Raw genomic sequence first — 24,798 nt, forward strand, 5'->3', positions numbered from 1 at the left:
GGTCCGCTCAGTTGTCGTCCTTCCTTCTGATGCGAATCTCACGAAACTCAAATCCTTGGCCAGTGCGCTGCACCACATTGCCCGCATCCAGATAGACCCAAAAGAGCTTGTCGGCGCCCGCATCATGCCAGCGGTAGTTCATGATGTCGCCAGACCACGATGCCACGCGATCTATACGGGCCGGGCGGCCGAACTCGCGCTCCACGTCGGCGCGCGTCCACTTGCCGACTTCAATTTTCGAGAATTCTGCCAGCGTCAATACCTCGCGCGCCCGCACCACCTTACCGGCAGCGTCCAGATCAACCATCACAGCGGTCTGGCCCGCGGGTTGCCCGGAATATTGCAGGCGGGTTCCCGCCCCCAGCGGCAGCACGCGCGATGGCGCGCCAAAACGGGAAATGACGTCTTCGCGTGACATGCCGGGCTGCGCCATCTGCACAGCACAGGCGGTTGTAAGCAGCACGGAAACAAGAACACCGGCAGCAGCTTGAAGGGCTTGCATGGCGCACTCCTGTGAAATTGACGGCCTCGATACCCTTCGACACTGTTTGCCCCGCAACGTTCCCGCCATGTAGCGTCGGCTGCGTCTTACAACTGCGCCCAACCGATCGTTCCCGCACGGCTAGAGTAGCGGCTTTTCGCATCGTGCCGCTCCCACTGAAGCCGCACAGCCCGCCCGGCGTACACAGCCTCTTTGAGCCACGCGCATTCCGCCTGCAAGGCCTCGTCACTGCCCAGCCGCGTGTGCCAGAACTTGCCTGTCGCATCCCAGCGATAGCCGCGGGTTTTGAGCAGGTCTTTGGCATCAAAAGGCGCGCCCGTGGCCTGCAGGCGATAGCTCGGGGTTTGGGTAGAGGCGAGCAGGCGCGCCAGTCCGCTCTGCCCCAGGCCGGGCAGCTCGGCCATCAGCACCGTCAACAGCGCATGGCAGTCCACTTCAGCCCGGTGCGCGTCATAAAACCAGCCCAGTTCGTTGGCCAGGTAGCTCAGCTTGGCAGAACCACGCCCTTCCGACTTCCAGTCAATGTCTGCAAACGAACAGGCCCAGTTCACGTTGGCAAACTGCGGCAGGCGGGCTTCGACAAACGGCCGGTCAAAACCGGCGTTGTGCGCCACCACCAGGTCAATCCCCTCGAGCATGGCCGCAATCCTGGCTTCATCGAGCTGCTGGCCTTTGACCATCTCGTCAGTGATGCCCGTGATCTCGCGCGCTTCTTTGGGAATGGATAACCCCGGGTCCTGCAGGCCATCGTAAACCGTCACCGCGCCGGTGGGCAGCCCCGTCGCGGTGTCAACGTCCACACGCAGCAGCGCCAGCTCGATGATTTTGTCGCGGCCGTGGTCCAGCCCGGTGGTTTCGGTATCCAGGATCAGCAGGCGCGCCACCGGGCCCAGCGCCTGATGCGCAAACGCCTGCACCGGCACCAGGCGGCGCAGCACGCGGTAATCGGGGTGCTGTTCCAGCTGCCGCGCCATGCCCTCGGCATCCTGGCTGGCCACGCCGGCGGGGACCGGCGAAGCCGGCGCAAAGACGCCAAGATCAAGCATGGGAGTGGCAAGAGGAGCAGGCGGCAACGTGGATTTGGTTTTGCGTCGTTTCGGCGCAGCTGCCGGAGCTCCTTCAATCGGGTCGTCAAAACCAAAGCCAAGCTGGCTGGCCATCGAATTACTCATGTGATGTTTTCTTCCTGAAGCTGGCCTGCCAGCCAGAAAAAACCGCCACCCGAAGCATCTCGCCGGTGGCAGTGGCTGTCAAGTTTGGCCAAGACACCTGATGCCTTCAGCGCAAACGGGCATGAAACGCGAGTCAATAGGCGATTCAGCGAGCCAACTTCCAGAGAGTTTAACCGGCGAAAACCCGGGCGGAGAGTGCCACGGGTTTCATATCAACCCGTAACACTCTGTTGTTCGGCACGACTGCCAGCAGGTGGTCGCGCGAGGTCGGTTAATTCTTGTCAATCAGCCGTTGCCAAAAAGTCCGATACCGGCGGCCCAGGGTCGGAGCCGGTGGATTAAGCACTTGGGTTCCGGTAATGGCGCCCTGGTAGTTGCGGCCATTGATGACCACTGAAATGGGCACCGGTGTAGGTGGATAGCCACCGCCGGCTCGCGTGTAAGAGCGATCCACCGAGGTCAATATACCGTTTTGATTCTGGTCAATCGTAGCGGAAGCGTTGAGATAATTGAGACCGTAGATACGGGCTTCTCCCAGGTTGCCCACACAAGCATTGGCCGCCACTGAAGTGGGTGTATTGGTGCCGAAAAAGACGGTGCCCGCCAGCGTGGTCGAGCCTCCCACAATCTTCTCGCCACTGCCCAATGTGACATACCATCCGCTGGCAATGGAGAAGGCTGTTTTGGCAGCCCCAATTTGCGCCGATGTTCCTACTTGAACGAGATTAGAGGTAGCGTCGTACAGGGTCCCTGCAACGCCAGTCGTCGATCCGGCTGCCCCCTCGATGATCGGTGTCACTCGGGTCGCTGTCAGGCCATGATCGTCCTTGATCATGTAGTAGCGATTCTGGATGCTGGTGTCGAACGGATGCTCCCTGTCACCCGAGCCGATCAACAGCGAGTCGAAATTATTGGTCGGATCCGCCGGAATGATGTCCGGTGGAAAGAGAAACTTGCGCGCATTGGCACCCGTACCGCCTAGCAATGCCAGCTGGTTCACCGTCCAGTTGGTCGGATCGGCGTCGTTGACATTGATGCGCCAGACATTGGCACCGGTATCTCCGGTGTAAATGCGGTCTATGTTGCCGTCCCCGTCGGAATCGTACAGTGAAACTGCAGCGGGAATGGCATAGGCCATGCCGGCGACCGTCTTGTTATAAGTGGCGCCTGCGGGCGCTGGGCCGGCCTGCCAGATCGGACTGCCGGTCGTGGCATCGAGCACCATCACGCCGCGGCCCATGGTGGCTGCGCCTTGAATGGTCGGGTCGTTGGCACCGGCGTCATAGCCCAGGCCGAAGATCAGCACCGGATTGGCTTGATAGCGCAATTTGGCCACCCGCATATCCGACCAACTCTGGCCCAGCTCACCGAATCCGGTGTCGGCATTGCTGCGTTTCCAGAGCAATTTGGGCGTCAGGGGATCACTCACATCCAGGGCGTACACAAAGCGGCCACCACGGCGCATGGTGATGAAAAGATAGGCTTTGTCGCCGCGAGTTGAATCGATCTTGCCATCGTTGACGGTCGAATAGGTGTAGACCGTCGGCGAGCCATCCATGAAATACGGTTTGGTATTGCTGGACGAGATGGTCGGTGCATGATCACGCATCCGTTTGAACTGCGGAAAATGTTCCGCCGCAACAAACCCCCAGAGCTCATTGCCGTCCCCGTTGGCCAGCGTCTGGCCGCCCTTGACGGCATGCAGGATGCCATCGTTGGCGCCGTAATAAACCACGATATCGTCAGCGTTTCGGTTGTAGTTGATCACCGCAGGACGGGAGTGCAACACATCGCCGTGCAAGAAGCCGCGCACATTGGTTGTCGCGGACGAGGCGTTGGCCGGATTGTCGAGGTTGACATTGCCGCCGCGCACCCAGTTGATGATGGCGTCCCGCTCTGTCGTACTGGCCGCGCCCAGGGAGGCGCTTGTGATCGAAGTATTGGTGGTGCTGAATGGGGTGGACGAGAGGGGCGAGCCGCTCGCGCAGGTTCCCGTGCAGCTGTAGAGGTTGCGCGCTGCCTGGCTGGTGGCGAAGGTCGTGCGTATGTATTGCGCGGCGCCACCCTTTTCCACCAGGTCACCGTCCGGCGAGTCTGAACTACCCCCGATACCCTGAGACGAGACGTAGTACAACGGATCCCAGAAAGTGGAAGCCTGCGTCCAGTAGCTGATGGCGCCTGGGTTGACGAAACCCGTGCTTGGGTTTTCCGCCGGTGCGCCCGTGCTGTCCGCCAGGAACAGGGTGGGCGGGGTCACCGTGGTGTCGACGCCGAGTTTGTACTGCTTGAGGTTGCCCACCCAATTGGGCTGGGCGACAGGGTCCGGCCGGAACACGCCCAGATAGACCTGGTTCAGGTAGGTGCCGCGCACGCTGACCGACACCGGCAGCGAAGCGGATGCGAAAACCGAGTTCACCGCCTGGATTTGATCCAGGATATTCCTCAGGGCCGCCTCCAAATCGGTATCGCTTCCTGCCTGGTAGTACCGACCGCCTCCGCTCAGGGCCATATTCTTCAAAATATTCGTGTAACTCAGCGTCTGCTGGCGGTTGTAAGCATCAATGGTGAAGGTCGTCACAGAGCCATTCGCGGCTGCAACACTGCCTAGCGGCAGGTCTGGCCGCAAACGAAGAAACCGGGCCCACGCCGATTGAACGTCAGGCGTCGAGGGATAACTATAGGTTGAGAGCGTCGTAACGGCGGGGTCTGTGGCGGCCGGTCCAGCGAACGACGCATTGGGGCCGTTGTTGCCGATGAAAATAATGTATGTTTTGGCGCAGTCGACGCCAAGAGGACTGTTGTATAGGGAGCCGGCACTTGCCCCTTGATAGGCGAAGCCGCTGGTTAATCCCTGGTTCGCGGCGGTGAGGGAGGCCGTATTGCCTGCGTAGTCGGCCTTCGCATCCATGCCTGCCCAACTGCTGCTGCCGTTCAGATAGCGCCATGTTTCGTAAAAGGTGTTAGCAGCGTTGCCGCTGGACGCGTTGACTTTCTCGGCGCTATCGGTCACGGTAATCGAGGCGACAATATTTTGCAGCGCCGTATTATTTGCGGCCACGCTCATGCTGCGAATCCCGTAACGCACATAACCCCCGGTATGTCCCTGGACTGTGTACATCATCAGCCCGACATTGGCCGGTTTGGTCAAACCAGCGACGAAGTTCTTGATTGCTTTAAGTTCCGCAATCCCTTGTTTTTCGGATCCCACCCATTGCTGCGAGGCCCGATCCCAATTCGCTGTGTTGTCCAGAATGAACAAAATATTCGGCGCCGGCATGGTGGCGCCCGGCGGCTGGTTGAAAAGGTCCGTGTCGTCTGCGCGGGCCAACGCAGCAACGAGCACCAGGCCTGACAGAAACACCATGTGCAGCCATTTGGATAGTTTCATTTCGTACCCCTGAGGATGTGTGCGACACGGGAAGTAAGAATTTTTAACAGGTGGCCGTTGAATCCATGCGGACCCTGACACCCTGATGCAGGGTGGCGGAGGCGCCGGTGCGGTTGTCGGTCACCACGGCCTTGATGTCCCAGTAGGTGTCCTTGGGAGCGGACGCAGCGAATTCGACGCTATAGCCAGGAACAGCAACCAGTTTGAGGCATTCGGCCGCCGATGTGGCGACCGTGTAATCCGCCACAGCATCGCCGTTCACGTCGACCGAGACAGTGCTTGCGGCGGGCGTATAGAAGTTGTTCACGTTACTCATGACTTGCTCAATAGCCTGCTGCGCAGCGGCAGTGGCTTCATACTTGACCTGCATGTTGCCCACCGTTTTGAGATTGGTGTTGCTCATGCGGATGGCCGAAACAACCAGCAAGGTCAGCACCACCAGCATCACCAGACTCAGCAGCAAACTACTGCCTTGTTGTCGGCACACGGAGTTCACATAAGGATGTTTCACGCTCACTCCCTCTGTCCGCTGGGGTTGATGACGCGCACATTGGCGCTGTAAACGTGGCGCTTGTAGGGGCTGGCAGAAAAGGGCCCAACGGTTCCCCCTGCGCCCATGTTGTAGATCTTCGTGCCGTCATCATGGCCGCTTGAAGGTTCGGTGTTGCGCGCCAGCAAGGTGACTTGAACTGACATGACATTGGGCCAGTTGGCAATGGTCGGTGCCGTGATATACGGCGTGGCAGGTGTGCCATCTCCGGTGGCATCAATACCGTAGTCGAGTTGCAGGTTTTCAATGCCCTCCACCAACGGCACGGTGATCAATGCCGTAGCGCCTGCAGTCACTGACATCTCCAGACGCTTGAGGGTCGGAATGGGGCGGCCATTGTCTGCCGCCGAGGTGCAGGCAGTAGCGCCAGAGGCGTAGACATTGCAGGGACTCAGAAAGTAAATATGTTCGACGAATCGGCGCAACTGGGCTGGTGTCGTCGCATCCTTCTGCTTCAAGGTATAGACGGAAGGAGTGGCGGGCGTTGGGTCGGGCCCGAGCGCCGTCACTTTGTCACTGGGGGTCGTCTGCACATAAATCTGGCCAGCAACCAAGGTAGCGATCGTTGGCAATGCATCAGTGGCCTCCAGGCGCCGGATCACGAGGATGTCAGTGCCAGGGATGTGGTTCGCGTCGGGCAGGCAGGTTGACAGCGGCGCAGGCACCGAAGCCGGTGCATCGTAGCCTTGCAGGAGCATGGCGAGTGCCGCATCGATGTCCGCGGCGCTTGTGGAACAAGGGTCTGGCAATGCCGCCAACGCCGGGAGCGCCCCGATGTATTGGCCGTAAAACCCGGCATGCTGGATATCTTCCTGCAGCAGCGTCAGCGCATAGCGGCCGTTTTCAATTTGGCGGTTGGTTTTTTCGAGCTCGGCACGGCTGCTGCTTTGGCGGGCAATCAGTGTCGCGATGCCAGCAACGAGAATAAGCCCGATGGCCATGGAGATCATCAGCTCAACCAGGGTCAAACCAGCCTGGCGACGGCGGGCTGCGACAGGTGGCGTTTGCAAGAAGTGCATGATGTCGGTCATTCCAGATTTGCGATCTGCACGGGCAAACTCACAACACGACGCAGTTGCTCGTCTCCATACAGATTCTTGCCGCATGTCAGACCAGAAACTGGCGCCGTAGTGGGTGCGATACCCTGCCAGGCAACGGTTACCAGATAAACGCCCGTCACGGCGTCGACGCTGACGCAGCCGCGGGCTCCGACCATGGCGCCGGCATTTGATCCACTAACTGTTTCCGTTGTCCCGAGGAGCAAATTGTTCCAGGCGGTTAAATCGCTGTTGGCGAGTGTGTAGGCTTGTACCGTTCCCAATCCGCACGCGGGCACGACAGTTGAGCCCGTGCCCATGGAGGGCGCCCCATTCGCGGTATCGGTAGTAATGGCATAACACGAGGCCACGCGCCGGTTGGCATTGATGCGTCCCACCATGTCCTGGAGCAGCAGCAGTGCCTGGGAGCGTTGATAAGACTCCGTCTCGGCGCGCTGACTGGCCACGATCAAGCCTACCAAGCCAAGCAGCCCCACCAGCAGGATCAACAGGCTGACCATGACTTCAATCATGCTGAACCCGGCTTGGCGGGCGCCAAAGGAGTCGCTGCGGCGCTTCATCAGCATGCTCCCGCCTTGCTGGAGGGCAAGCCGCTCAGATCGACCAGGACGCAGCGAGGCGCCGCGCCGGCACTTACGCTGCTACTGATCGCGAAGGGAGCCACGGCTGCCGCCAAGCGACCACTGCTGTTGTAGGTGAGGCCGGCGGCCGGGCCGGTGATTGTCAAATCAACAAATGGCTCGTGTTGCGCGATAGTGGTGGCGCCCGTCGTGACGGTCCAGCCATTTTGCCAATTGCCACTGACCGGTGCCAAGACAACATTGAGGTTGCGCTTGATGGCCTCACTGCGTGCACCGGTCAAGGCGTAGGAAATATCGTAGGAGGCTGTTTTGATGCGTTGGCCCGCGATGAAGTCGCGGAATGAGGGGGCGGCCATGGCCGCAAAAATGGCAGCGATCGCAATGACAAACAACAATTCAATCAGCGAAAATCCAAAGTCCTGCGTCTCCAGGAGTTGCCGCGAGGTTGTTGGGTGCCGCTTCATTTTTTGGCCACTCGCTACATGTGTGTGGGCCTACCAGCATGTGCTCACAGTGCCTGTGCCACTGATACTTTTCACCCCTATCTGATTGATGCTCAGAGTCCCACACTGGGTGTCCTGCGTCAACTGGGTGCCAATCGGGGTGGCGGTGATGGCGTAAGTGGGGGGAGCTACGGTGTTGTCCGCCGTCACAGCCACGGTGTAGTGGTTCGACACCTCGGTTGGTATCGTGGCCGCTCCCAGCGATGACAGCAGATTTGTGTACCGACGCGCGTCAAGGTTGTACTGCTCCTGTTTACTGGCCAGGTTCATGACGAAGCTGATAGCTGCCGCGCGGTTGGAGCGGACGACGTACCGTGTATAGGAGGGATAAGCCACAGATGCCAAGATAGCCACGACGGCGACCGTGATCATCAGTTCGATCAAAGTGAAGCCGCTATCTTGTTTCATTTCACCCCCGACCTTTCAATCCACCATCTGGGCAGATATGAAGCATCCAGGCTAAATTAGAAAACCATCTTGACTAACCATATCAATACAGCCGTCAAAATTTTCATCGATCGCGTGCATGAGTAGCGTTTTCTGAATGCTCCCCACGCAAGATTAGATTACGCTTAAAAAAGTAGTTTTTTGAGCTATCCCGATGAACGATAGGTTTTTACCGACAAGTGGTCAAGCATGTTGAATTGCGCTGAAGTCTGACCCATAACTGGATCAGTTTTCGACGGAATTCAACAGACAAGACTTCGACCTCTTTAGAAGGTCCAGTCTTCTTTTTCCATGAATCCTTCGAGATCAAGATAAGGCACCCTGAAATGCTCGCAGATGTTCGGGATCTTCACGGCATTGGGCTTGAGCTTTTCTTTGGTCACGACCGTTCCGCCTACAACAAAGGCACGAGCGATGATGAAGGCATCCGCGTTGCGCCCACCCCGCATGATTTTCTGCCTTTCGATGTTGGCTTGGAAGTGCGGCACCGAGTAAATCTTGGTGACGAACGCGCCCTCTTTCGCATCAGGTGTAGCAAAAAGCTTGGCGTTGGCCTTAGCCCAATCAGTGTCAGCACCCGCACCATCGTGAAGCTCGTTGTAAGCCTCGCGTGTTGAAGTGACCTTGCCAGCTGCCACAAGCTCATCAAAGTTTTTCCACAAGGACACGAAGCGCGAGCGGTAGTAGTGCTTATGCAGGTGCGAAATTACGTTGGTGTCTAGGACATACATCAAAGTCCACCTCCAGCGAACTTCTCTGCGAACGTCTGTAGATTCTTCGGCTTAAGGTTCAGGTAGTCGGCCAGCTGCAGTTCGTCGAAACGTTGCTGGTAGTAACGAGTGAAAGCGAGATCGATGTAGCGCGACCCGAGATAGGCATACCGGCTGTTGTAGAAATTGCCGCTCGACTCCTTGGCAGGCTTGACCTGGCTTTCCCAGAGCTTGGCAGCCGCGCTGTACTCTGCCGCATCGATCAGGTTGCGATCGAGCAACTTGCGGTAAATCACTTCGCGACTGACGCTGAAATATGCGGCCAATTCGGCTGCCGTGTCGCGATCAGCCTTCCTGCTTTTCAAAAGTTTGTCGAAGACATCGTCGGGAACCAGCAACCGAGCCGCTAGGCCATTACAAATAACTTCAATCTTCTGCTCGTTCTCCGGCAGGTGCTTAATGAAGTCGTCATCGAGAACGTCGATGCCGCTCGTGTGGAACAGCAGATGTCCCAGCTCGTGGAAAAGCGTGAATATCTGACGCGATTTAGGGCAACTGTTGTTGACATAAATGATTGGGAACTCATCGTCATAAAGGCAGAAACCAAAGTAGGTCTTGGTGTGGAAGGCGTCTTTGAAGACGTAAATGCCCACTTGCGCGAATGCGTCACGCCAAGCTTCCATCGCCTTGCCCTGGGTCAAGGTGCCGGTCTTGTCGAGCGCCAGCACCTTGAGCCGGTACGCCTGTTCCATGTACAGACCGCCCTTGACCAGAATGCCGCGCCGTGCCGCTGCCGTCATGCCGGACACCACCGAAATCGGGGTCGACAGCACCAGCGCGCAGGGGCATGCAATGACGAGCAGCACCAGGGCGCGGTACGCCCAGGTCAGCCAGTCGGCGCCGGTTGCCAGGGGAGGCAGGATGGCCAAGCCGATGGCGAGCGCAAACACGGCGGGGGTGTAGATCCTGGCGAATGCATCAATGAATCGCTGCGTCGGCGCCCGGGTGCTTTGCGCCTCATGAACCGCCTTGATAATGCGCGCCAAGGTGGAATGGCTGGCGCTCGCGGTCACGCGGTACTGCGATTCGCCGTTCTGGTTCAGCGTGCCCGCAAACAAGGGGTCACCTGCCGCGTGCACACACCGACCAACTTGGCGAGCCGCGCGAATACCGACCACCGGCGGATCGTGTCATCGAGGGCGATGTCGTATGCTGCAACTGGGACGTCAATAGTGCGAAAGACGGCAAAGTCCGCGCGGGGTTTTCGAGTCCACGGTGGGTGTGAACCACTCCATCAAAGGCGAAACGTGGGAGTTCTGCCTGATCCTTTCCAGCGTGGCGGAGGTTACGGAGCAAGGTCAACCGACCTTGACCTACAGGGCTGGCGGCTGCTTCATCATGAAGCCCGGCTACATCGGCACTTGGCGCACCATCGAAACCGTGCGCAAGGTGTTGGGGGGGGCGCCGGTGGGAAGGGGCACGAGCGGCTGCGCGATTTGACCCGCTCCTTACTCCCTCAATTTCCCGACAAGTTAAGCGACTGACGCGCCGCGCTGGCACCTCCGGCGCGTTTTTCATTTCGGGCGAACTGCGGACGGCTTACCTGGTTCCTGGTTCAGCTCTCCAAGCCCTCCATTCGAATGCTGGCCCCCCATGGACGGACCTGGGCTGGCCTGCCAGCGCACCAAGTCTTGGTGCGCGCATACCGCCTAGCGCGACGCCGTTGTCAAGCGGCGTCTGGCGCGGCACTATTGCTCTTCGCGCAGATCAAGTTCGAGACTTTGTGTTGCCGTCATCTTCCGCAACAGCACTAAATAACGCAGCACGTCCTTACTATTGCCTTACGGCCCGCGATGTCTCGCGGGTCGGATCACTCATTACAACGAAGGAGACAAAACATGAAGGCTTGTGCATACCTGCGTCTCGCCATGGCTGGCGCGACTGCGTTAGCGGGCCACGTCGCCTGGGCTCAGTCCCAAGGCCCAGATCGGACCTTGTCCGTCGTCGCGCCCTGGGAGATTTCCAACCTCGATCCGTCGAAGGCCGGCTACGTCTTCACGCGGCTGGAGATCGCCGAGACGCTCGTGTCCGTGAACAACGCCGGCGCACTGGCTGGCGGATTGGCGGCGAGTTGGGAGACCTCGCCGGACCAGCTCAAGTGGCAGTTCAAGCTGCGGCCTGGTGCCAAGTTCCACGACGGAACCCCCGTCACGGCCGAGGCGGCAGTCAAGTCGCTCGAGCGGGCCCTGACCCAGCCGGGCGTGCTGAAAAGCGCGAACATCAAGAAGATCTCCGCTGCGGCGGGCAGCGTCGTCATCGAGCTGGACAAGCCCTTCGCGCCATTGCTGGCCTACCTCGCGCACAGCAGCGCCCAGATCCTGGCTCCTGCTTCCTATGGAGCCGACGGCTCGATGAAGGCCGTGATCGGCTCCGGTCCGTACAAGATCAGCAAGCTGCAGATCCCGCAACGGATGGATACCGAGCGCTTCGCGCAGTACGACGGCAAGGCGCCGGCCATCGAGAAGGTCAGCTATCTCGCCGCCAGCCGGGGCGAGACGCGCGGCATGATGGCCGAGAGCGGCAAAGCCGATCTCGTGTTCACGCACGACGCCGTCACGATCGACCGCTTGAAGGGCAAGTCGAGCGTGCAGTTCCACACCATTTCGATGCCGCGCACTGTCTCCCTGAAGGTGAACGCCGGAAATCCCAAGTTCGCCGACGTTCGGGTGAGGCAGGCGCTCAGCCTGGCGATGGATCGCGAAGGCATTGCCAAGGCGATCCTGCGTGAGCCCACGGCCCAGGCGACGCAGATGTTCCCGCCGTCCCTCGGCGATTGGCACGTCAAGGGCCTCAAGCCGCTGGAGCACAACCTGGCGCAAGCGCGCGAGCTGCTGAAGGCGGCGGGCTGGCAACCGGATGCCAGCGGCATCCTCCACAAGGACGGGCAGCCTTTCAAGGCGACGATCCGCACGTTCTCCGACCGGCCGGAGTTGCCCCGCATAGCCACCGTGCTGCAGGCACAGTTCAGGCAGGCCGGCATCGATGCCGCCGTCGCCATCGTCAACGCGGGCGAGATCCCCGCGGGGCACAACGACGGGACGCTGGAGCTCGCGGTGGTGGCGCGCAGCTACGCGCTGGTGCCCGATCCGATCGCCACGCTCCAGCAGGACTACGGCCCGAAGGGCGGCGACTGGGGCGCGATGGGATGGAGCAGTCCGAAGCTGCTGGCGGCCCTCGATTCCCTGATGACCGGGTCGGACGAGAAGGCCCGCCCGCAGCTGCGCTCGACCATCACCTCGGTGCTGCAGACCGAGCTGCCGGTGATCCCGATCGCCTGGATCCAGCAGACCTCGAGCGCGAGCGGGCGCATTGCAAACCTGAGCTTCGACCCCTACGAGACGTCGTATCGCATCAGCCAGCTGGCCTGGAAGTGATGCCCCAGGCTCAACCCTAAGGACTCGCCATGTTTCGAATTCTATTTTCCGGTGGCTTGCGTGCATTGACCCAGGCAGGCTTCGTCGCCGTCGTGGTCGGCATCCTGAGCTTCTTTCTCACGCGCTCACTTCCCGGCGATGCAGCCTTTCGCGTCGCCGCGGGGCGCTACGGCTATGACAACGTCAACGCCGCGGCCGCCGCCGCAGTGCGCGCCGAACTGGGCCTGGACCTGCCGGCCTGGCAGCAATTGCTGATATGGATCGGCGACCTGGCCCGCTTCCGCCTGGGCACGTCCATGGTCTCCGGCGAGTCGGTGTTCGAGCACCTGACCCCTACGCTGGGCGCCACGCTCCATCTGTCGCTGGCTGCCTGGGTGCTGGCGGTCGTGCTGGGCGTGGTGCTCGGCACGATCGCGGAGGTGCGTCGCGGCTGGATCGCGCATGCGATCGACAAGGTGTGCACCGTCCTGCGCGGCAGCCCGCCGTTCCTGATCGGCCTGTTGCTCATGCTGGGCCTGGCCGTGCATCTGAAATGGCTGCCGGTGGCAGGCTATGGTGACACTGAGAACGTCGTGCTGCCGGCGCTCACGCTCGCGCTGGCGCTGTGCGGCGGCATCGCGCAGGTCGTGCGCTCGCGGCTGGAGCAGGTGCTCGCGTCCGACGCGTTCGAGTTCGCGCAGATCAAAGGCCTGCCGCTCGGCGCCGCACTGTGGCGCCATGCCGCGCCGGCCGTGGCGCTGCCCACCCTGGCCTATTCGGGGGTGCAGCTGATCCTGCTGATCGAAGGTGTGGTGGTCGTCGAGACCCTGTTCGCCTGGCCGGGCGTCGGCCACGCGCTGGTGCATTCGGTCGTCGAGCGCGACGTGCCGGTGATTCAAGGGGCGGCGTTGCTCATGGGGCTTCTGTTCGTGGTGCTCAACACCCTGGTCGACACCATCGTCAAGCTGCTCGACCCCCGGCAGCGTGAGGGCAACGGCGCCGTGGCGTCAGAAGGAGAATTCGCATGAGCCATGTTCTGTCTACGGCTAACAGCGCGCAGCCCCCGGTGCTCGCGTCGGCCCCTCGACCCGCAAGTCCGTGGCGGCCAGCGGCCATCCTGCTGGCGCTCGCGGCTTGGGCGGTGGCCAGCATCTGGCTGGCCCAGAACCCGCACAACCAGGATCTCACGGGCATCCTGTCCAGCCCGGGAGCCAGCCACTGGCTGGGGACCGACCATCTCGGTCGCGACGTACTGGCCAGGCTGGCCGAGGCCGCGCGCGTCTCGCTCGGCCTGGCCGTTGCCTCGGCCTCGCTGGCAGTGTGCGTCGGCGCGGCCCTGGGTCTGCTGGCCGCCTGGTGGGGCGGCTGGGTCGACCGTGCCTGCAACTTGCTGGCCGACGCGATCGCCGCCATTCCGGGGCTGCTGTGGGTGCTGTTGATCGGCGCCCTCGCACCCGGACAGAAGTGGGCCCTGTACAGCGGCCTGGTGCTGACCGCCTGGGTCGAGTTCTTCCGCTTCATCCGGCCCACCGCGCGTGGGCTGCTGATGGGCGACCAGGTCCAGGCGACGCGCATGCTGGGCTTCAACAGCATGTATGTCCTGCGCTGGCACATCTGGCCGCCGCTGTCTGGCAGCTTGCTCAAGCTGTGGAGCTATGCCGTCGCCAACGCGGTGCTGGCGCTGGCGGCACTGGGCTTCATCAACGTCGGCGTGCGCCCACCATCCGCCGAACTGGGCCAGATGATGACCGAGGCCTTGCCTTACTACGGGGAAGCTCCCTGGCTTCTCGCGGCTCCCGTGCTGCTGCTCGCTGCCACGGTGCTGGTGTTGCAATCTCTGTCTGTCGCCATCGCTAAAAGGATCGAATCATGAGCAAGGAAGTTCTACTTCGCGTGAAGGACCTGCGTGTCCGGCTGAAAGCGACGGGCGCATTGCTGTTCGAGGGCGTCGACCTGGAGCTGCACGCCGAGCAGCGCCTCACCCTGATCGGTGAATCGGGTTCGGGCAAGTCCATCTTTGCGCAGGCCATCATCGGCATCCTGCCGGACGCCTTGCAGACTTCCGGCTGCGTGGAGATCGCCGGCCACCGTACCGACGGCCAGCGCAGCCGCACACAGCCCCTGTGGGGCAACACCGTGGTGATGCTGCCGCAGGAGCCCTGGAGCACGCTGAACCCGCTGATGCGCATCCTGCCGCAGGTCGCCGAGAGCGCGCACTATGTGACCCGGGCCAGCTGGCCGCAGGCGCGGGCCGCGGCGCTCGCAGGACTGAAGCAGCTGGGCGTCGATCATGCGGCGCACCAGTACCTGCATCAGATCTCCGGCGGCATGGCGCAACGCGTCGGCGTGGTCGCCGCCGGCATGGGTGGCGCGCGACTGCTTCTCGCCGACGAACCGACCAAGGGTCTGGACGACGATTCCCGCGAGCAGGTGGCCCAGCTGCTGGCCGCCGCGCAGGGCCGGGGCCAGGCGCTCCTGACCATCACGCACGACCTGGATCTCGCACGCCAGCTGGGCGGCACCCTCATGGTGGTCCAACGCGGCAACGTGGTGGAGATGGGCGATGCGGAGCAGGTGCTCTCGAACCCGCAGCATGAGTACACACGGGCGCTGGTCGCCGCCATGCCCGCCAAATGGTCGCCGCTGGTGCAGCCGCTGAAGCCGAAGCACGGCACCGCTGTGATCCCTGTGATCCAGGGACGCGGCCTGTCCAAGCGCTACGCCACCCGGCGGCTGTTCGACGACGTGAACATTTCCATCGCGCCAGGCGAAGTCGTCTCGGTGTCCGGCCACAGCGGATGCGGCAAGACTACCTTGGGGAACATCCTGCTGGGAGTCAAGTCCGCGGACCGTGGCGAAGTGCTTCGCTCCTCCGTGCCCCGCTGGAAGTTCGGCAAGCTGTACCAGGACCCGCTCGCCGCCTTCCCGCCGCAGCGCCGCTTGCGCGACGCCCTGAACGATCTGGTGCGGCTGCACGGCCTCGACGGGTCGCGCATCGGGCCGCTGATGCAGGAGCTGAGCCTGCGTCCCGAACTGCTCGACCGCCTGCCGAGCGAGGTCTCCGGCGGAGAACTCCAGCGCATTTCCCTGATGCGGCTGCTGCTGCTCGAACCCGCCTTCATCTTCGCCGACGAGCCGACCTCGCGCCTGGACTTGATCACGCAGCAGGACACGATGCGGCTCATCTGTCGCGCCGCGCAGCAGCACGAGTGCGCGGTGCTGCTGGTCAGCCACGATGCGTCGCTCGCGCGCGCCAGCAGCCATCGCCAGATCATGATGGCCCAGCACTGACAGGTGGTCCCGCAGGAGGCCGACGGTTCAGCCGCGCTATTGCGACGAGCCACGTCGGCGCTCTGGCGGGGCCCCGGGACGTCCTGCCGCCGCTGGCCGGCTTCCGCGGCACTCCGCCAACATCGACCGACGGGAACTCACGTTCCAGCCCGTGAACAACCTGGCCGAACTGGAGAGCCGGCTGGGGGCGGCCCGGGGCCAGTTCGTGATGCTGGATTTCTGGGCCGAGTGGTGCGTGTCGTGCAAGGAGATGGATCGCTTGACCTTTGCCGATCCGAGGGTGCAGACCCGCTTGAAGGACGCAGTCCTGCTGCGCGCAGACGTTACCGCCAACACCCCGGACCATCGCGCGCTGATGCAGCGGTTCTCGTTGTTCGGACCCCCGGGCATCGTGTTCTTCGACAAGCAGGGCCGGGAAGTGGCCTTGCGCGTGATCGGGTACCAGGCCTCGGAGCAGTTCCTGGCATCGCTGGACCGGGCGCTGGGGCCTTGAGCTCGGCTGGAACAGCCCGTTCCCGCTGCTGTCAGCTGCAGAAAGCCTTTTCTCATCCGCATCGGTGGCCCCTCCACCGATCCGTAGGCGCAGAAAACGCAACAATCGCCCGGTTGGTGGCTCTGTAGGGCCTTGCAGCGCTCGCCCAGAGCGTCGCCTCATACTGATTTTCGGGGGCGCCCGTGTTGATTCCCCTTCCGGCCCGGTCCTGAAAACGGGCATATATCAATCCCGCGTCGAATTTTCGTAACAGAGCCGTTGCAGATTACAAATTTGAAATTTTCTGGTTTGCTGGTTGAAACGCGCTGCTTGCTAAGCTTCGCTCATGACTCAGTGATCTTCTTCGGAAGGACATCACTACAGCAACTCCCGCAAACCAAACTCCTTGGCGGTAAGGTCGATGCGCTTGCCCGCGCGGGTAACCCGGCGGCGCAGCAAGTCCAGCTCCAGATCGGCGACCTGCAGGGTGGTCGGCTCCATTCCGGCGTAGCCGGCCTCGCACAGCCCCAGGCGGAGGTAGTCACCTGTCTTGGGTTCGTCTTCGACAATCAGAATTTTCACATGCTCTCCTGAACGTGATTTTCGCTGCCAGCGGCGGTTCGCAACCGAGCCTGACAACTTTGTAATGCAATCGAAAGGTTCGCGACGGGGGCCCTTTTGCAAACTGCGTGCAGCTTGAAACGATTGAACAGGAGCAAATCAGTGATTCATCGACGTTACTCCTCCCCAGCACTGCGGGCCATCGCTCTGGGTGTGCTGGCTCTTCCCTTGGCGGTGTCTGCCCAGATTGCACCGGCGTCCGCCGAGAAGAACTGGCGTGAAGCCAACGACGCCGTGGGGCAGTACAAGCGTGGCCATGCCGACATTCTCAAATGGGAAAAAGAAAACGTACCCACTGCGCAAAGCCAGGAACAGGCAGCCGCCAGTCTGAGCTTGATGTCGTCAGAAGACGCTGTGCGCCAAGCCTGGATGGCGCACCGTGAACTGGTCAAGCCCATGAACCAGATCGGTGAAGCGAATGTGGATCTGATCGCCAAAGGGCGGTGGACAGAGCTTGATCCGATCCTGCAGCGCCGGGTGGACGATCTGGACGAACTGCTGGAAGTCGCAGCACAGGGCCGCAAGGCGTGGTTTCAAGCCGTCGCTGCCCGCCAGGCGCTCAAGCAACACCGCGATGCGCAGGATGCGGCCGAGGCCGGTAACGAGTTGGGTCGCCGGATGGTGAGCGTGGGCAACTGGAGCAAGCTCCAGCAGGCCCAGGTTCAGCTGGCGCAGTCGTCCGCCCAGATGAATGTGCGACGAGCGCAGTACGCAGCCACGCAGGCAGAGGCCACTCTCATCAAGACATTGCAACTCACAGGTATGCACACCGCTGTCACCCTCCCTGAGCGCTTGCCAGACCTACCGGCCCAGGCCCTGTCGCCACAGGTTCTGGATGGGCGGGCTTCTGCCATTGCGGCACAACTGCCGCGCGCAGAGGGCATGCGCAATGGAGCCAACGCCCGCATGGCGCGCCAGGCCTACCTGTCCAGCCACGCCTTGGCCATGAGTGCGCGTGAGGAAGTGCGGAAGGTTCGCGAGTTCATCATGGAGGAAACCGTTCTTCATTACAACGGCATGCTCAAGAGCGTGTGGGACTTGTTGGGTGAGGTTTCCAGTCAGTCACAAGCAGTGGTCAGCGCCATCGATGCGCAGCGGGACTTCTGGATCGCAGAGACCGACCTGCAGTGGGTCCTTCAAGGTGGCGCCCCGGACAGTTTTGTCTCCCTGGGTGGTGGTGGTGAGCCTGCTGCCGCCGCTGGCCACTGAAAGCATTGAAAGGAAAGTAGCATGAGTCTCCTCAATTCACGTCGTCAATTCTTCGCAGGTGCCGCAGCTTCGGTGGCTGGGCTGGCGGTCGCGCGGTCTGCAATGGCTGCTTTGCCCGAACCCGTCTACCAGACATCCGTGGACACGGCACCCCCCTTGGTGCCGACCACCGGCCGACCCTACAACCCGGTGGTGACGCTCAACGGATGGACCTTGCCCTGGAAGATGAACAACGGCGTCAAGGAATTCCACTTGGTGGCCGAGCCGGTGGTGCGCGAAGTCTCGCCTGGTTTCAAGGTCAACATGTGGGGCTACAACGGCCAGAGCCCCGGTCCCACCATTGAAGTGGTGGAAGGCGACCGCGTGCGCATCTTCGTCACCAACAAGCTTCCCGAGCACACCAGCATTCACTGGCACGGCCAGCGCCTGCCCAACGGCATGGATGGTGTGACGGGCCTGACCCAGCCGGCCATTCCGGCAGGCAAGACTTTTGTCTACGAATTTTTGGCGCGCCGACCCGGCACCTTCATGTACCATCCGCATGCCGACGAAATGGTCCAGATGGCCATGGGCATGATGGGCATGTGGGTTACCCACCCCAAGGCCAAGCACCCTCACATCAGCGAGGTGGACCGAGACTTTTGCTTCCTGCTCAATGCGTTTGACGTTGAGCCCGGCAGCAAGACGCCCAAAACCGCCACGATGAGCGACTTCAACATCTGGTGCATGAACAGCCGGGTGTTCCCTGCAATCGATACGCTCAACGTGCGTCTGAACGACCGCGTCAGGATTCGCGTAGGCAACCTGACGATGACCAACCACCCGATTCACCTGCACGGGCACGAGTTTCTGGTGACCGGCACCGACGGCGGCCCGACGCCACCGAGCACGCGCTGGTACGAAGTTACGACCGACGTGGCCGTCGGCCAGATGCGCCAGATCGAGTTCCTCGCCGATGAGGAAGGCGACTGGGCCATGCATTGCCACAAGAGCCACCACACTATGAACGCCATGGGCCACGACGTGCCCACCATGATTGGCGTGGACCACCGCGGTCTGGTCAACAAGATCCAGAAAGTGGTGCCCGACTACATGGTGATGGGCGAGCGCGGCATGGCCGACATGGCCGAGATGGAAATGCCCATACCCGACAACACCGCCCGAATGATGACCGGCGAGGGCCCGTTCGGCTCGGTCGAAATGGGCGGCATGTTCAGCATGGTCAAGGTGCGCAAGGATCAGAAGCCCGGTGACTACAAAGACCCCGGCTGGTACAAGCACCCCGCAGGCGAAGTGGCCTACGAATGGACAGGCTCACTGCCTGAACCGACACGTTTGCCGGCGCGCTTGGCATCCGGGGGCGGCCAATCCATGAAAGCGCAGAACATGCCCATGAAAGAAGTCGAAGTTCAGGTCCGCAAGCCCGTCATGGGCACTATGAAGCATTGAGTCAGTTTTTTTACCACCACCCTTGAAAGGTATTTCATGAAATCACGCAACATCCTGCTCGCCATCCCCGGTATTTTGCTGGCCATGTCGGCCATGGCATCCGGCAACCACGCAGGCGGGCATGGCGCTGACGCCATTGGCAAGCCCGGTGTCGCCTCCAAAGTCACGCGCACGGTCACCGTCGACATGACCGACGACATGCGCTTTCACTCGTCCAACATTGCGGTCAAGCAGGGCGAAACGATTCGCTTTGTCGCCAAAAATTCCGGCAAGGTCAAACACGAGATGGTGCTGGGCACCCTCAAAGACCTCAAGGACCACTATGAAGTGATGAAGAAAAACCCGGAGATGGAGCATGCCGAGAACAACATGGTCACAGTTGCACCAGGTAAAAGCGGCGAGATCATCTGGCAGTTCACCAAGACAGGCAAGGTCGATTTCGCTTGCCTGCAGCCTGGCCACTATGACGCTGGCATGAAGGGCCTGGTGAATGTGGCGGCAAAATAGGCCGCAATGAAAACAGAAGATGGCCATGCCGATGACCAGCATTAGCGCTGTTTCCCGCCGGTCGGCCTTGCGCCTGCCGGTGGCGATAGTCGGCGTCGCGATCTTCAGTCAACCGCTGCGCGCGCTGGCTCGCAGCGACCCAAACCAGATCACGGTCTGGAAAAATCCAGACTGTGGCTGCTGCCGTGAATGGGTGGCTCATCTGCGTAAAAACGGTTTTGCGGTCGTGACCCACGACGTCAAAGACACGGCACCCATCCGTCAGAAGCTTGGTTTGCCAGACAAATTTGGCTCCTGCCACACGGCAAGCCTGGGCGACTACGTGATTGAAGGCCATGTTTCGGCGCAGGAGTTGCGCCGGCTGCTGCGCGAAAAGCCCAAGGCACGCGGACTTGCCGTGCCCGGCATGCGCGTGGGCTCGCCGGGCATGGAAATGGGCAACGCCCGCGACGCTTACGACGTGCTGCTGGTGCTGACTGACGGCAGTTCCCGTGTTTATCAATCCTATCCCTCGAAATCTCCTGCTAAATCCTGAAAGAAACCATCATGAAAAACCTCAAAACCCTGTTGCTTCTCACTGCCCTGCTGGCCGGCGCAAGCTCTGCTTTTGCGGCCTCGCATGCAGGCGCACCCATGGCCATGGGCGATGCCAGGAAAGAGACCGCCACGGCGGCCGCTGCCGATATGGCCGACGGCGAAATCCGCAAAGTGGACATGGACAGCAAGAAAATCACCATCAAGCACGGCGAGATCAAGAACCTGGACATGCCTGGCATGACCATGGTGTTCCAGGTCATGGATCCGGTCATGCTGGATAAAGTCAAGGCCGGTGACAAGATCCGCTTCAAGGCTGAGAAGGCAGGCGGTGCCATTGTTGTCACCGATATTCAGCCAGCCAAGTAGGTCCTTTGTGGGGGCTGCCGGGGTGGACGGGCACGCCTCCTCGGCAGTTTCTGCCACGACGCAGAAGAATATGCTCTCATGTTTGGGATGATGCCGGATGCCTCATGAATTTCGGAACCTGCCCAATGCTTCGCACGAAACGCTGACGACAGCGCTTATAGCGGGAGGTTCGGCTGCTTTGCTGCTTTTGGTACTGATCGGCTATCTGCTTTGGCGAGACCGAAAACAAAAGAAACAGGGGCGCATGACCAGGGGCCATCCGCGACGCGCCCGCAGGAAACGACCTCGATGAATTGAGATTGGGCCTGCTGCCAGTCAACTGAAAGGTGTCTGCCATGGAAAAACACGATCATCACCAGCACAGTCACGGGGCGCATGGGCAGGCGTTGGCGGATCAGGTGGCAGCGCCAGGCCATCTCAAATATCCGGTGTGCGGCATGGCTGTGGCAGCGCAATCACCCCATCGGCATGACCACGCGGGCAAGCCTTACTACTTTTGCAGCGCCCACTGCAGGGAGAAGTTCATCGCTGGGCCGCACACTATCTGCAGCCTAGCCAGCCGTTCAGGCATGTGCTGGGCGTGGCACAGCTGCATCGCTGGCATCACAGGCAAAAGTATGGGGACGCGCAGGTGAACTTTGGGGAGTTCTGGCTGGTCTGGGATCACCTGTTCGGAACGTACTTCGAGCCCAAGACTCGCTCGGTGCGATTGGCGTTGAAGGCGATCCGGTACCGCACGGCTACACGCAGCAACTGGTCTACCCGTTCCGAAAGCCGCCGGGCTGAACCGCAACCAGAGCAGGCTCAGGTTAAGACATCAGTTGCAGCGCATCGATGCCAAGCCATTGGGAAGGTGTGTTGTTGCGGATGCAGCACCGGGCAGCAGACCGCCCGGTGCACTCATTGGCTCATGCGGCAGGCGGGTAACCGGCGTTGGTCAGTGCCGCGGCGAAAGACTTGCGGTCTTCAGTCGACTGGACCTTGCCCTTTTTTTTTGTCCAGATCGACATCGACCTTGGCGTTGGGGTCGACAAGCTTGACGGTCTGGGTGACAACGCCGACGCAGTGGCCGCAGCTCAGGGTATTGATGGATGGGCCGGGCGGCTTTCACCCGGCACGGCTTAGTTAATGCTAAGGTCAGTTGCCTTAGCGACCCCGGTACAGGCTCCGCTCGGCATCCGTCATAGCCAGATTGGTGGGCTTCGGAGTGTCATGCGCAATGCTGTCTGTGTGGACCAGCTTGCCGTCCTGAAAGGCATAGCTGTGCTGGGGGGGGGATGTAGCGGGCATCGCGGCCCACCAGCGTGCCACCGTCAGCGGTCACCGGGTTCTTGCGGAAAGCCTCCAACTCCTTTTGCACATCGGCGCTACTTTTGGTGCTTTGCCCTGCATGGAACTCAAAGCCTCGCTCGCCGCCAATCCAATTGCTGCCGCTGTTGGCGAAGGCGGCGGGAAGGGCCGCACCAGCCAAGGCCAGGGCAAATACAGTTTTATGAAACAACATGGTCAAACTCCTTTAACATCGTCTTTAAGGTGTTGTCCTAATGCTTAGGACAACTGCGCTGCAACCTCTGCATCACGGTTCTCACTGTAGAAGCCTGGGTGCAGCCTCACGCTGACCCGCAGATTGCGAATACGTTATGCACGACAGAGGTCTCTATTGAAAATTCTGCTGATCGAGGACGAACCCAAGGCTTCGGACTACCTGCGCCAGGGCTTGGCCGAGAGCGGCTATACCGTCGAGGTGGCTTACAACGGCACGGACGGCTTGCATGCGGCCGCCAACGGCGACCATGATCTGGTGATCCTGGACGTCATGCTGCCGGGCATTGACGGGTTTGCGGTGCTGTCGGCGCTACGCACCTCCAAGCAGGTGCCCGTGCTAATGCTCACGGCGCGTGGCAAGATCGACGACAAGATCCGTGGATTCGACATGGGGGCCGACGACTACCTGGTCAAACCCTTTCAGTTTCCGGAACTGCTAGCCCGGGTGCGGGCCCTGCTCAAGCGCGGCCAGCCGACGTCCGTGGACCAGGTGCTGCGGGTGGTGGACCTGGAAATTGATCCGGTGCGGCACCGCGCGACCCGGGCGGGCCAACGCATCGATCTGTCGGCCAAAGAGTTTGCCTTGCTGACTCTGCTTGCCCAAAAATCCGGCGAAGTCCTCTCCCGCACACAGATTTCGTCATTGGTGTGGGACATCCACTTTGATTCGGACACCAACGTGGTCGAAGTGGCAATACGACGATTGCGCGCCAAGATTGACGATCCCTTTGAAGAGAAGCTAATCCACACGGTACGCGGCGTAGGGTATGTCCTGGAACGTCGGACCGCCACATGACACAGCGTCGATGGCCCGGCTTCGGGTTCCAGGCCTCTTTGGCGCTACGCACCGCGTTCGCCAGCGCCTTGTTCGGCCTTGTCGTCGCTTGCGGTGCCATCGTGGTCGGGTTCTGGGCATTGTCGCAACAGCTTGATGCCCGCTCAGCCACGGAGCTGCAGGGCAAACGCGACCTGCTGTTGCATCTGCTGTCCGAAGTCCCGTCGCCCGAAACTATCGAAGACAGCCACCGTTTTGGCGATCTACTGATCGGCCACGACGACCTTCACCTGGCCTTGGTGGATGTGGCCAGCGGCCAGGTGGTGGCGAGTTCTTCTCCCGTGGCGCGACAATCCGTCTCTGCGCTGAACGCTGTCCCGGACAACACGTCGTCCATGCATGCTTGGGCGGCATCAACCGGGGAACGACTAAGTGCCATTCGGGGCACCAGTCGCGTCGCCAACGGACAGCCCGTGCGGTTCTACCTGTCGCTCGACCGAAGGCACGACGCGCAACTGCTGGCAGGGTTTCTCAAGGCGACCTTGGTGGGATTACCATTGCTGCTACTCATCGTGGCGCTCGGAGCCTGGTTGATCGCGCGTACGGGCCTGGCGCCGTTGCGGCGTTTCCACCGGTTAGCCGCCTCCATCGGCGCACAATCGCTCAGTCAGCGCGTCTCTTCTTCCGGCCTGCCCACGGAGCTGGCCGAACTCGCAACGGAGTTCAACAGCATGCTCGAACGCATCGACGTGGGCTACCGGCGGCTGCAGGAGTTCTCAGGCGACCTTGCCCACGAGATGCGCACCCCCGTGGCAACGTTGCTGGGCCGCTCTCAGGTTGCCCTGTCCCATACGCGTACAGTGGCGGCCCTGCAAGAGGTGCTGGAAGGCAACGTCGACGAGCTGGAGCGGCTGTCCCGCCTGATTTCCGACATGCTTTTCATCGCCCGCGCCGATCACAACGAAAACCCGCTTCAGCGCGACCACATGGAGCTTGCCCAAGAGGCCCAGCGGGTGGCTGACTACCTGTCGCTTATTGCTGAGGAGCGTGGGGTTACGGTAGAGGTGACGGGCACCGCAGTTGTCATGGCCGATCGCCTGCTGGTAGAGCGCGCGATTACCAACCTGGTGTCTAACGCGATCCGCCATGCCTTTGCGGATTCGATCGTGAGGGTCGTGATCGCTGCAGAAGGCGGCACCGCCACGCTGGCGGTGACCAACCAGGGTGAGGGTATCGCCCCGGCCCATCTCGAGCGCATCTTCGACCGCTTCTACCGTATCGATTCCGCGCGCGCTCGCCTGGACGGAGGCAACGGACTGGGCCTGGCGATTGTGCGCTCCATCATGTCGGCCCATGGCGGACTGGTGACGGCGCACAGCCAGCCGGGCCGCGAGACCACGTTCACGCTGACATTCCCGGCAGCTGGTGTTTCTCTGCCAAAATCGGGCTGAAGCCTTGCAGTAGCTGAGAGTTTGTCGGTGCCGCTTGAATATTGACCCACCTTTGGAGTGAGCCCCATGGGCTGGGTTTGCGAACCGTCACTTATTGCACTGAAAACGAGGGGACCCCTATGGCCCTAGATCTTGGCGCTGAATACATTGTCGACCGTGTTGTGAACCGGATGAAACTCGATCAGATTGCGCATGACATATCGGGTCATGACAAGGCTCGAGGCCAAGTAGATCAGCACCGCGATCAATCC

At 61.2% G+C, this 24,798-nt stretch carries 25 protein-coding genes and 2 pseudogenes; 15 read left to right on the forward strand and 12 right to left on the reverse strand.

Features of this window, described 5'->3' with window-relative positions; translation table 11 throughout:
• Positions 1-7: 7 nt before the first annotated feature.
• The 10 genes and pseudogenes from V6M61_RS00385 to V6M61_RS20990 all read right to left on the reverse strand — a co-directional run.
• On the reverse strand, positions 8-502 hold the full coding sequence (locus tag V6M61_RS00385) for a hypothetical protein (RefSeq protein ID WP_332774567.1): 495 nt from the start codon (positions 500-502) through the stop codon (positions 8-10).
• Between the two features lie 86 nt (positions 503-588).
• A complete protein-coding gene (locus V6M61_RS00390) occupies positions 589-1,674 on the reverse strand; it encodes a 3'-5' exonuclease (protein ID WP_332774568.1) in 1,086 nt (361 codons plus the stop codon).
• Between the two features lie 271 nt (positions 1,675-1,945).
• On the reverse strand, positions 1,946-5,062 hold the full coding sequence (locus V6M61_RS00395; RefSeq protein WP_332774569.1) for a pilus assembly protein: 3,117 nt from the start codon (positions 5,060-5,062) through the stop codon (positions 1,946-1,948).
• A 43-nt stretch (positions 5,063-5,105) separates the two neighbouring features.
• Complete coding sequence (locus V6M61_RS00400) at positions 5,106-5,573, reverse strand: PilX N-terminal domain-containing pilus assembly protein (RefSeq protein WP_332774570.1); 468 nt, start codon at positions 5,571-5,573, stop codon at positions 5,106-5,108.
• A gap of 2 nt (positions 5,574-5,575) precedes the next feature.
• A complete protein-coding gene (locus tag V6M61_RS00405) occupies positions 5,576-6,643 on the reverse strand; it encodes a PilW family protein (protein ID WP_332774571.1) in 1,068 nt (355 codons plus the stop codon).
• Positions 6,640-7,230 carry a type IV pilus modification protein PilV gene (gene pilV, locus V6M61_RS00410; protein ID WP_442957710.1) on the reverse strand — a complete coding sequence of 197 codons (591 nt, stop codon included), beginning with the start codon at positions 7,228-7,230 and terminating at the stop codon, positions 6,640-6,642. Before pilV ends, V6M61_RS00405 begins: the two co-directional genes overlap by 4 nt.
• Positions 7,230-7,715, reverse strand: a complete 486-nt coding sequence (locus V6M61_RS00415) for a GspH/FimT family pseudopilin (protein WP_332774573.1) — start codon at positions 7,713-7,715, stop codon at positions 7,230-7,232. The genes pilV and V6M61_RS00415 overlap by 1 nt, the downstream gene beginning before the upstream one ends.
• Before the next feature lie 30 nt (positions 7,716-7,745).
• On the reverse strand, positions 7,746-8,162 hold the full coding sequence (locus V6M61_RS00420; RefSeq protein ID WP_332774574.1) for a type IV pilin protein: 417 nt from the start codon (positions 8,160-8,162) through the stop codon (positions 7,746-7,748).
• Positions 8,163-8,467: 305 nt separating this feature from the next.
• A complete protein-coding gene (locus tag V6M61_RS00425; protein WP_332774575.1) occupies positions 8,468-8,932 on the reverse strand; it encodes a PIN domain-containing protein in 465 nt (154 codons plus the stop codon).
• A pseudogene (locus V6M61_RS20990) lies at positions 8,932-10,038 on the reverse strand (HAD-IC family P-type ATPase); the annotation flags it as partial. The gene V6M61_RS00425 and the pseudogene V6M61_RS20990, both read right to left, overlap by 1 nt.
• Before the next feature lie 154 nt (positions 10,039-10,192).
• Here V6M61_RS20990 and V6M61_RS00440 point away from each other — a divergent pair.
• From V6M61_RS00440 to V6M61_RS00465, 6 genes are all read left to right on the forward strand, one after another.
• A complete protein-coding gene (locus V6M61_RS00440; RefSeq protein ID WP_332774576.1) occupies positions 10,193-10,411 on the forward strand; it encodes a cupin domain-containing protein in 219 nt (72 codons plus the stop codon).
• A gap of 494 nt (positions 10,412-10,905) precedes the next feature.
• Entirely contained in the window at positions 10,906-12,345 is a 1,440-nt protein-coding gene (locus V6M61_RS00445) for an ABC transporter substrate-binding protein (RefSeq protein ID WP_332774577.1), read from the forward strand.
• Positions 12,346-12,374: 29 nt separating this feature from the next.
• Complete coding sequence (locus V6M61_RS00450; protein ID WP_332774578.1) at positions 12,375-13,352, forward strand: ABC transporter permease; 978 nt, start codon at positions 12,375-12,377, stop codon at positions 13,350-13,352.
• The gene (locus V6M61_RS00455) at positions 13,349-14,197 is read left to right on the forward strand and encodes an ABC transporter permease (protein WP_332774579.1); all 849 of its coding nucleotides are present in this window, start codon (positions 13,349-13,351) and stop codon (positions 14,195-14,197) included. Before V6M61_RS00450 ends, V6M61_RS00455 begins: the two co-directional genes overlap by 4 nt.
• Complete coding sequence (locus V6M61_RS00460; RefSeq protein WP_332774580.1) at positions 14,194-15,615, forward strand: ABC transporter ATP-binding protein; 1,422 nt, start codon at positions 14,194-14,196, stop codon at positions 15,613-15,615. The genes V6M61_RS00455 and V6M61_RS00460 overlap by 4 nt, the downstream gene beginning before the upstream one ends.
• 151 nt (positions 15,616-15,766) lie before the next feature.
• Positions 15,767-16,108 carry a thioredoxin fold domain-containing protein gene (locus V6M61_RS00465; protein ID WP_332774581.1) on the forward strand — a complete coding sequence of 114 codons (342 nt, stop codon included), beginning with the start codon at positions 15,767-15,769 and terminating at the stop codon, positions 16,106-16,108.
• 360 nt (positions 16,109-16,468) lie between these two features.
• Here the strand turns inward: V6M61_RS00465 and V6M61_RS20995 are convergent.
• Positions 16,469-16,585: pseudogene (locus tag V6M61_RS20995) on the reverse strand (DNA-binding response regulator); the annotation flags it as partial.
• A 225-nt stretch (positions 16,586-16,810) separates the two neighbouring features.
• Between V6M61_RS20995 and V6M61_RS00475 the strand changes: the two are divergent.
• The 7 genes from V6M61_RS00475 to V6M61_RS21000 all read left to right on the forward strand — a co-directional run bounded on the left by V6M61_RS00475 (position 16,811) and on the right by V6M61_RS21000 (position 21,901).
• Positions 16,811-17,917: a hypothetical protein gene (locus tag V6M61_RS00475; RefSeq protein WP_332774582.1), complete on the forward strand. Its 1,107-nt coding sequence runs from the start codon at positions 16,811-16,813 to the stop codon at positions 17,915-17,917.
• A 21-nt stretch (positions 17,918-17,938) separates the two neighbouring features.
• Positions 17,939-19,366, forward strand: coding sequence for a multicopper oxidase family protein (locus V6M61_RS00480; RefSeq protein ID WP_332774583.1), 1,428 nt, complete (start codon positions 17,939-17,941; stop codon positions 19,364-19,366).
• A 36-nt stretch (positions 19,367-19,402) separates the two neighbouring features.
• A complete protein-coding gene (locus tag V6M61_RS00485; RefSeq protein WP_332774584.1) occupies positions 19,403-19,873 on the forward strand; it encodes a cupredoxin domain-containing protein in 471 nt (156 codons plus the stop codon).
• A 25-nt stretch (positions 19,874-19,898) separates the two neighbouring features.
• Positions 19,899-20,408 (forward strand): DUF411 domain-containing protein, encoded by a 510-nt coding sequence (locus V6M61_RS00490; protein ID WP_332774585.1) that lies wholly within the window; start codon positions 19,899-19,901, stop codon positions 20,406-20,408.
• An 11-nt stretch (positions 20,409-20,419) separates the two neighbouring features.
• Positions 20,420-20,776, forward strand: coding sequence for a copper-binding protein (locus tag V6M61_RS00495; RefSeq protein ID WP_332774586.1), 357 nt, complete (start codon positions 20,420-20,422; stop codon positions 20,774-20,776).
• Positions 20,777-21,111: 335 nt separating this feature from the next.
• Positions 21,112-21,411, forward strand: coding sequence for a YHS domain-containing protein (locus tag V6M61_RS00500; RefSeq protein ID WP_442957708.1), 300 nt, complete (start codon positions 21,112-21,114; stop codon positions 21,409-21,411).
• A 322-nt stretch (positions 21,412-21,733) separates the two neighbouring features.
• The gene (locus tag V6M61_RS21000; protein WP_442957709.1) at positions 21,734-21,901 is read left to right on the forward strand and encodes a hypothetical protein; all 168 of its coding nucleotides are present in this window, start codon (positions 21,734-21,736) and stop codon (positions 21,899-21,901) included.
• Between the two features lie 85 nt (positions 21,902-21,986).
• On the opposite strand, the gene V6M61_RS00510 is transcribed toward V6M61_RS21000, so the two are convergent.
• Positions 21,987-22,286 carry a hypothetical protein gene (locus V6M61_RS00510; RefSeq protein ID WP_332774587.1) on the reverse strand — a complete coding sequence of 100 codons (300 nt, stop codon included), beginning with the start codon at positions 22,284-22,286 and terminating at the stop codon, positions 21,987-21,989.
• A gap of 150 nt (positions 22,287-22,436) precedes the next feature.
• Between V6M61_RS00510 and V6M61_RS00515 the strand changes: the two genes are divergently transcribed.
• Positions 22,437-23,117 (forward strand): heavy metal response regulator transcription factor, encoded by a 681-nt coding sequence (locus tag V6M61_RS00515; RefSeq protein WP_332774588.1) that lies wholly within the window; start codon positions 22,437-22,439, stop codon positions 23,115-23,117.
• Positions 23,114-24,547 carry a heavy metal sensor histidine kinase gene (locus tag V6M61_RS00520; protein WP_332774589.1) on the forward strand — a complete coding sequence of 478 codons (1,434 nt, stop codon included), beginning with the start codon at positions 23,114-23,116 and terminating at the stop codon, positions 24,545-24,547. The genes V6M61_RS00515 and V6M61_RS00520 overlap by 4 nt, the downstream gene beginning before the upstream one ends.
• Positions 24,548-24,798 lie beyond the last annotated feature (251 nt).

Origin of the sequence: Polaromonas sp. (genome assembly GCF_036676035.1) — a bacterium.
Classification (GTDB): domain Bacteria; phylum Pseudomonadota; class Gammaproteobacteria; order Burkholderiales; family Burkholderiaceae_C; genus Polaromonas.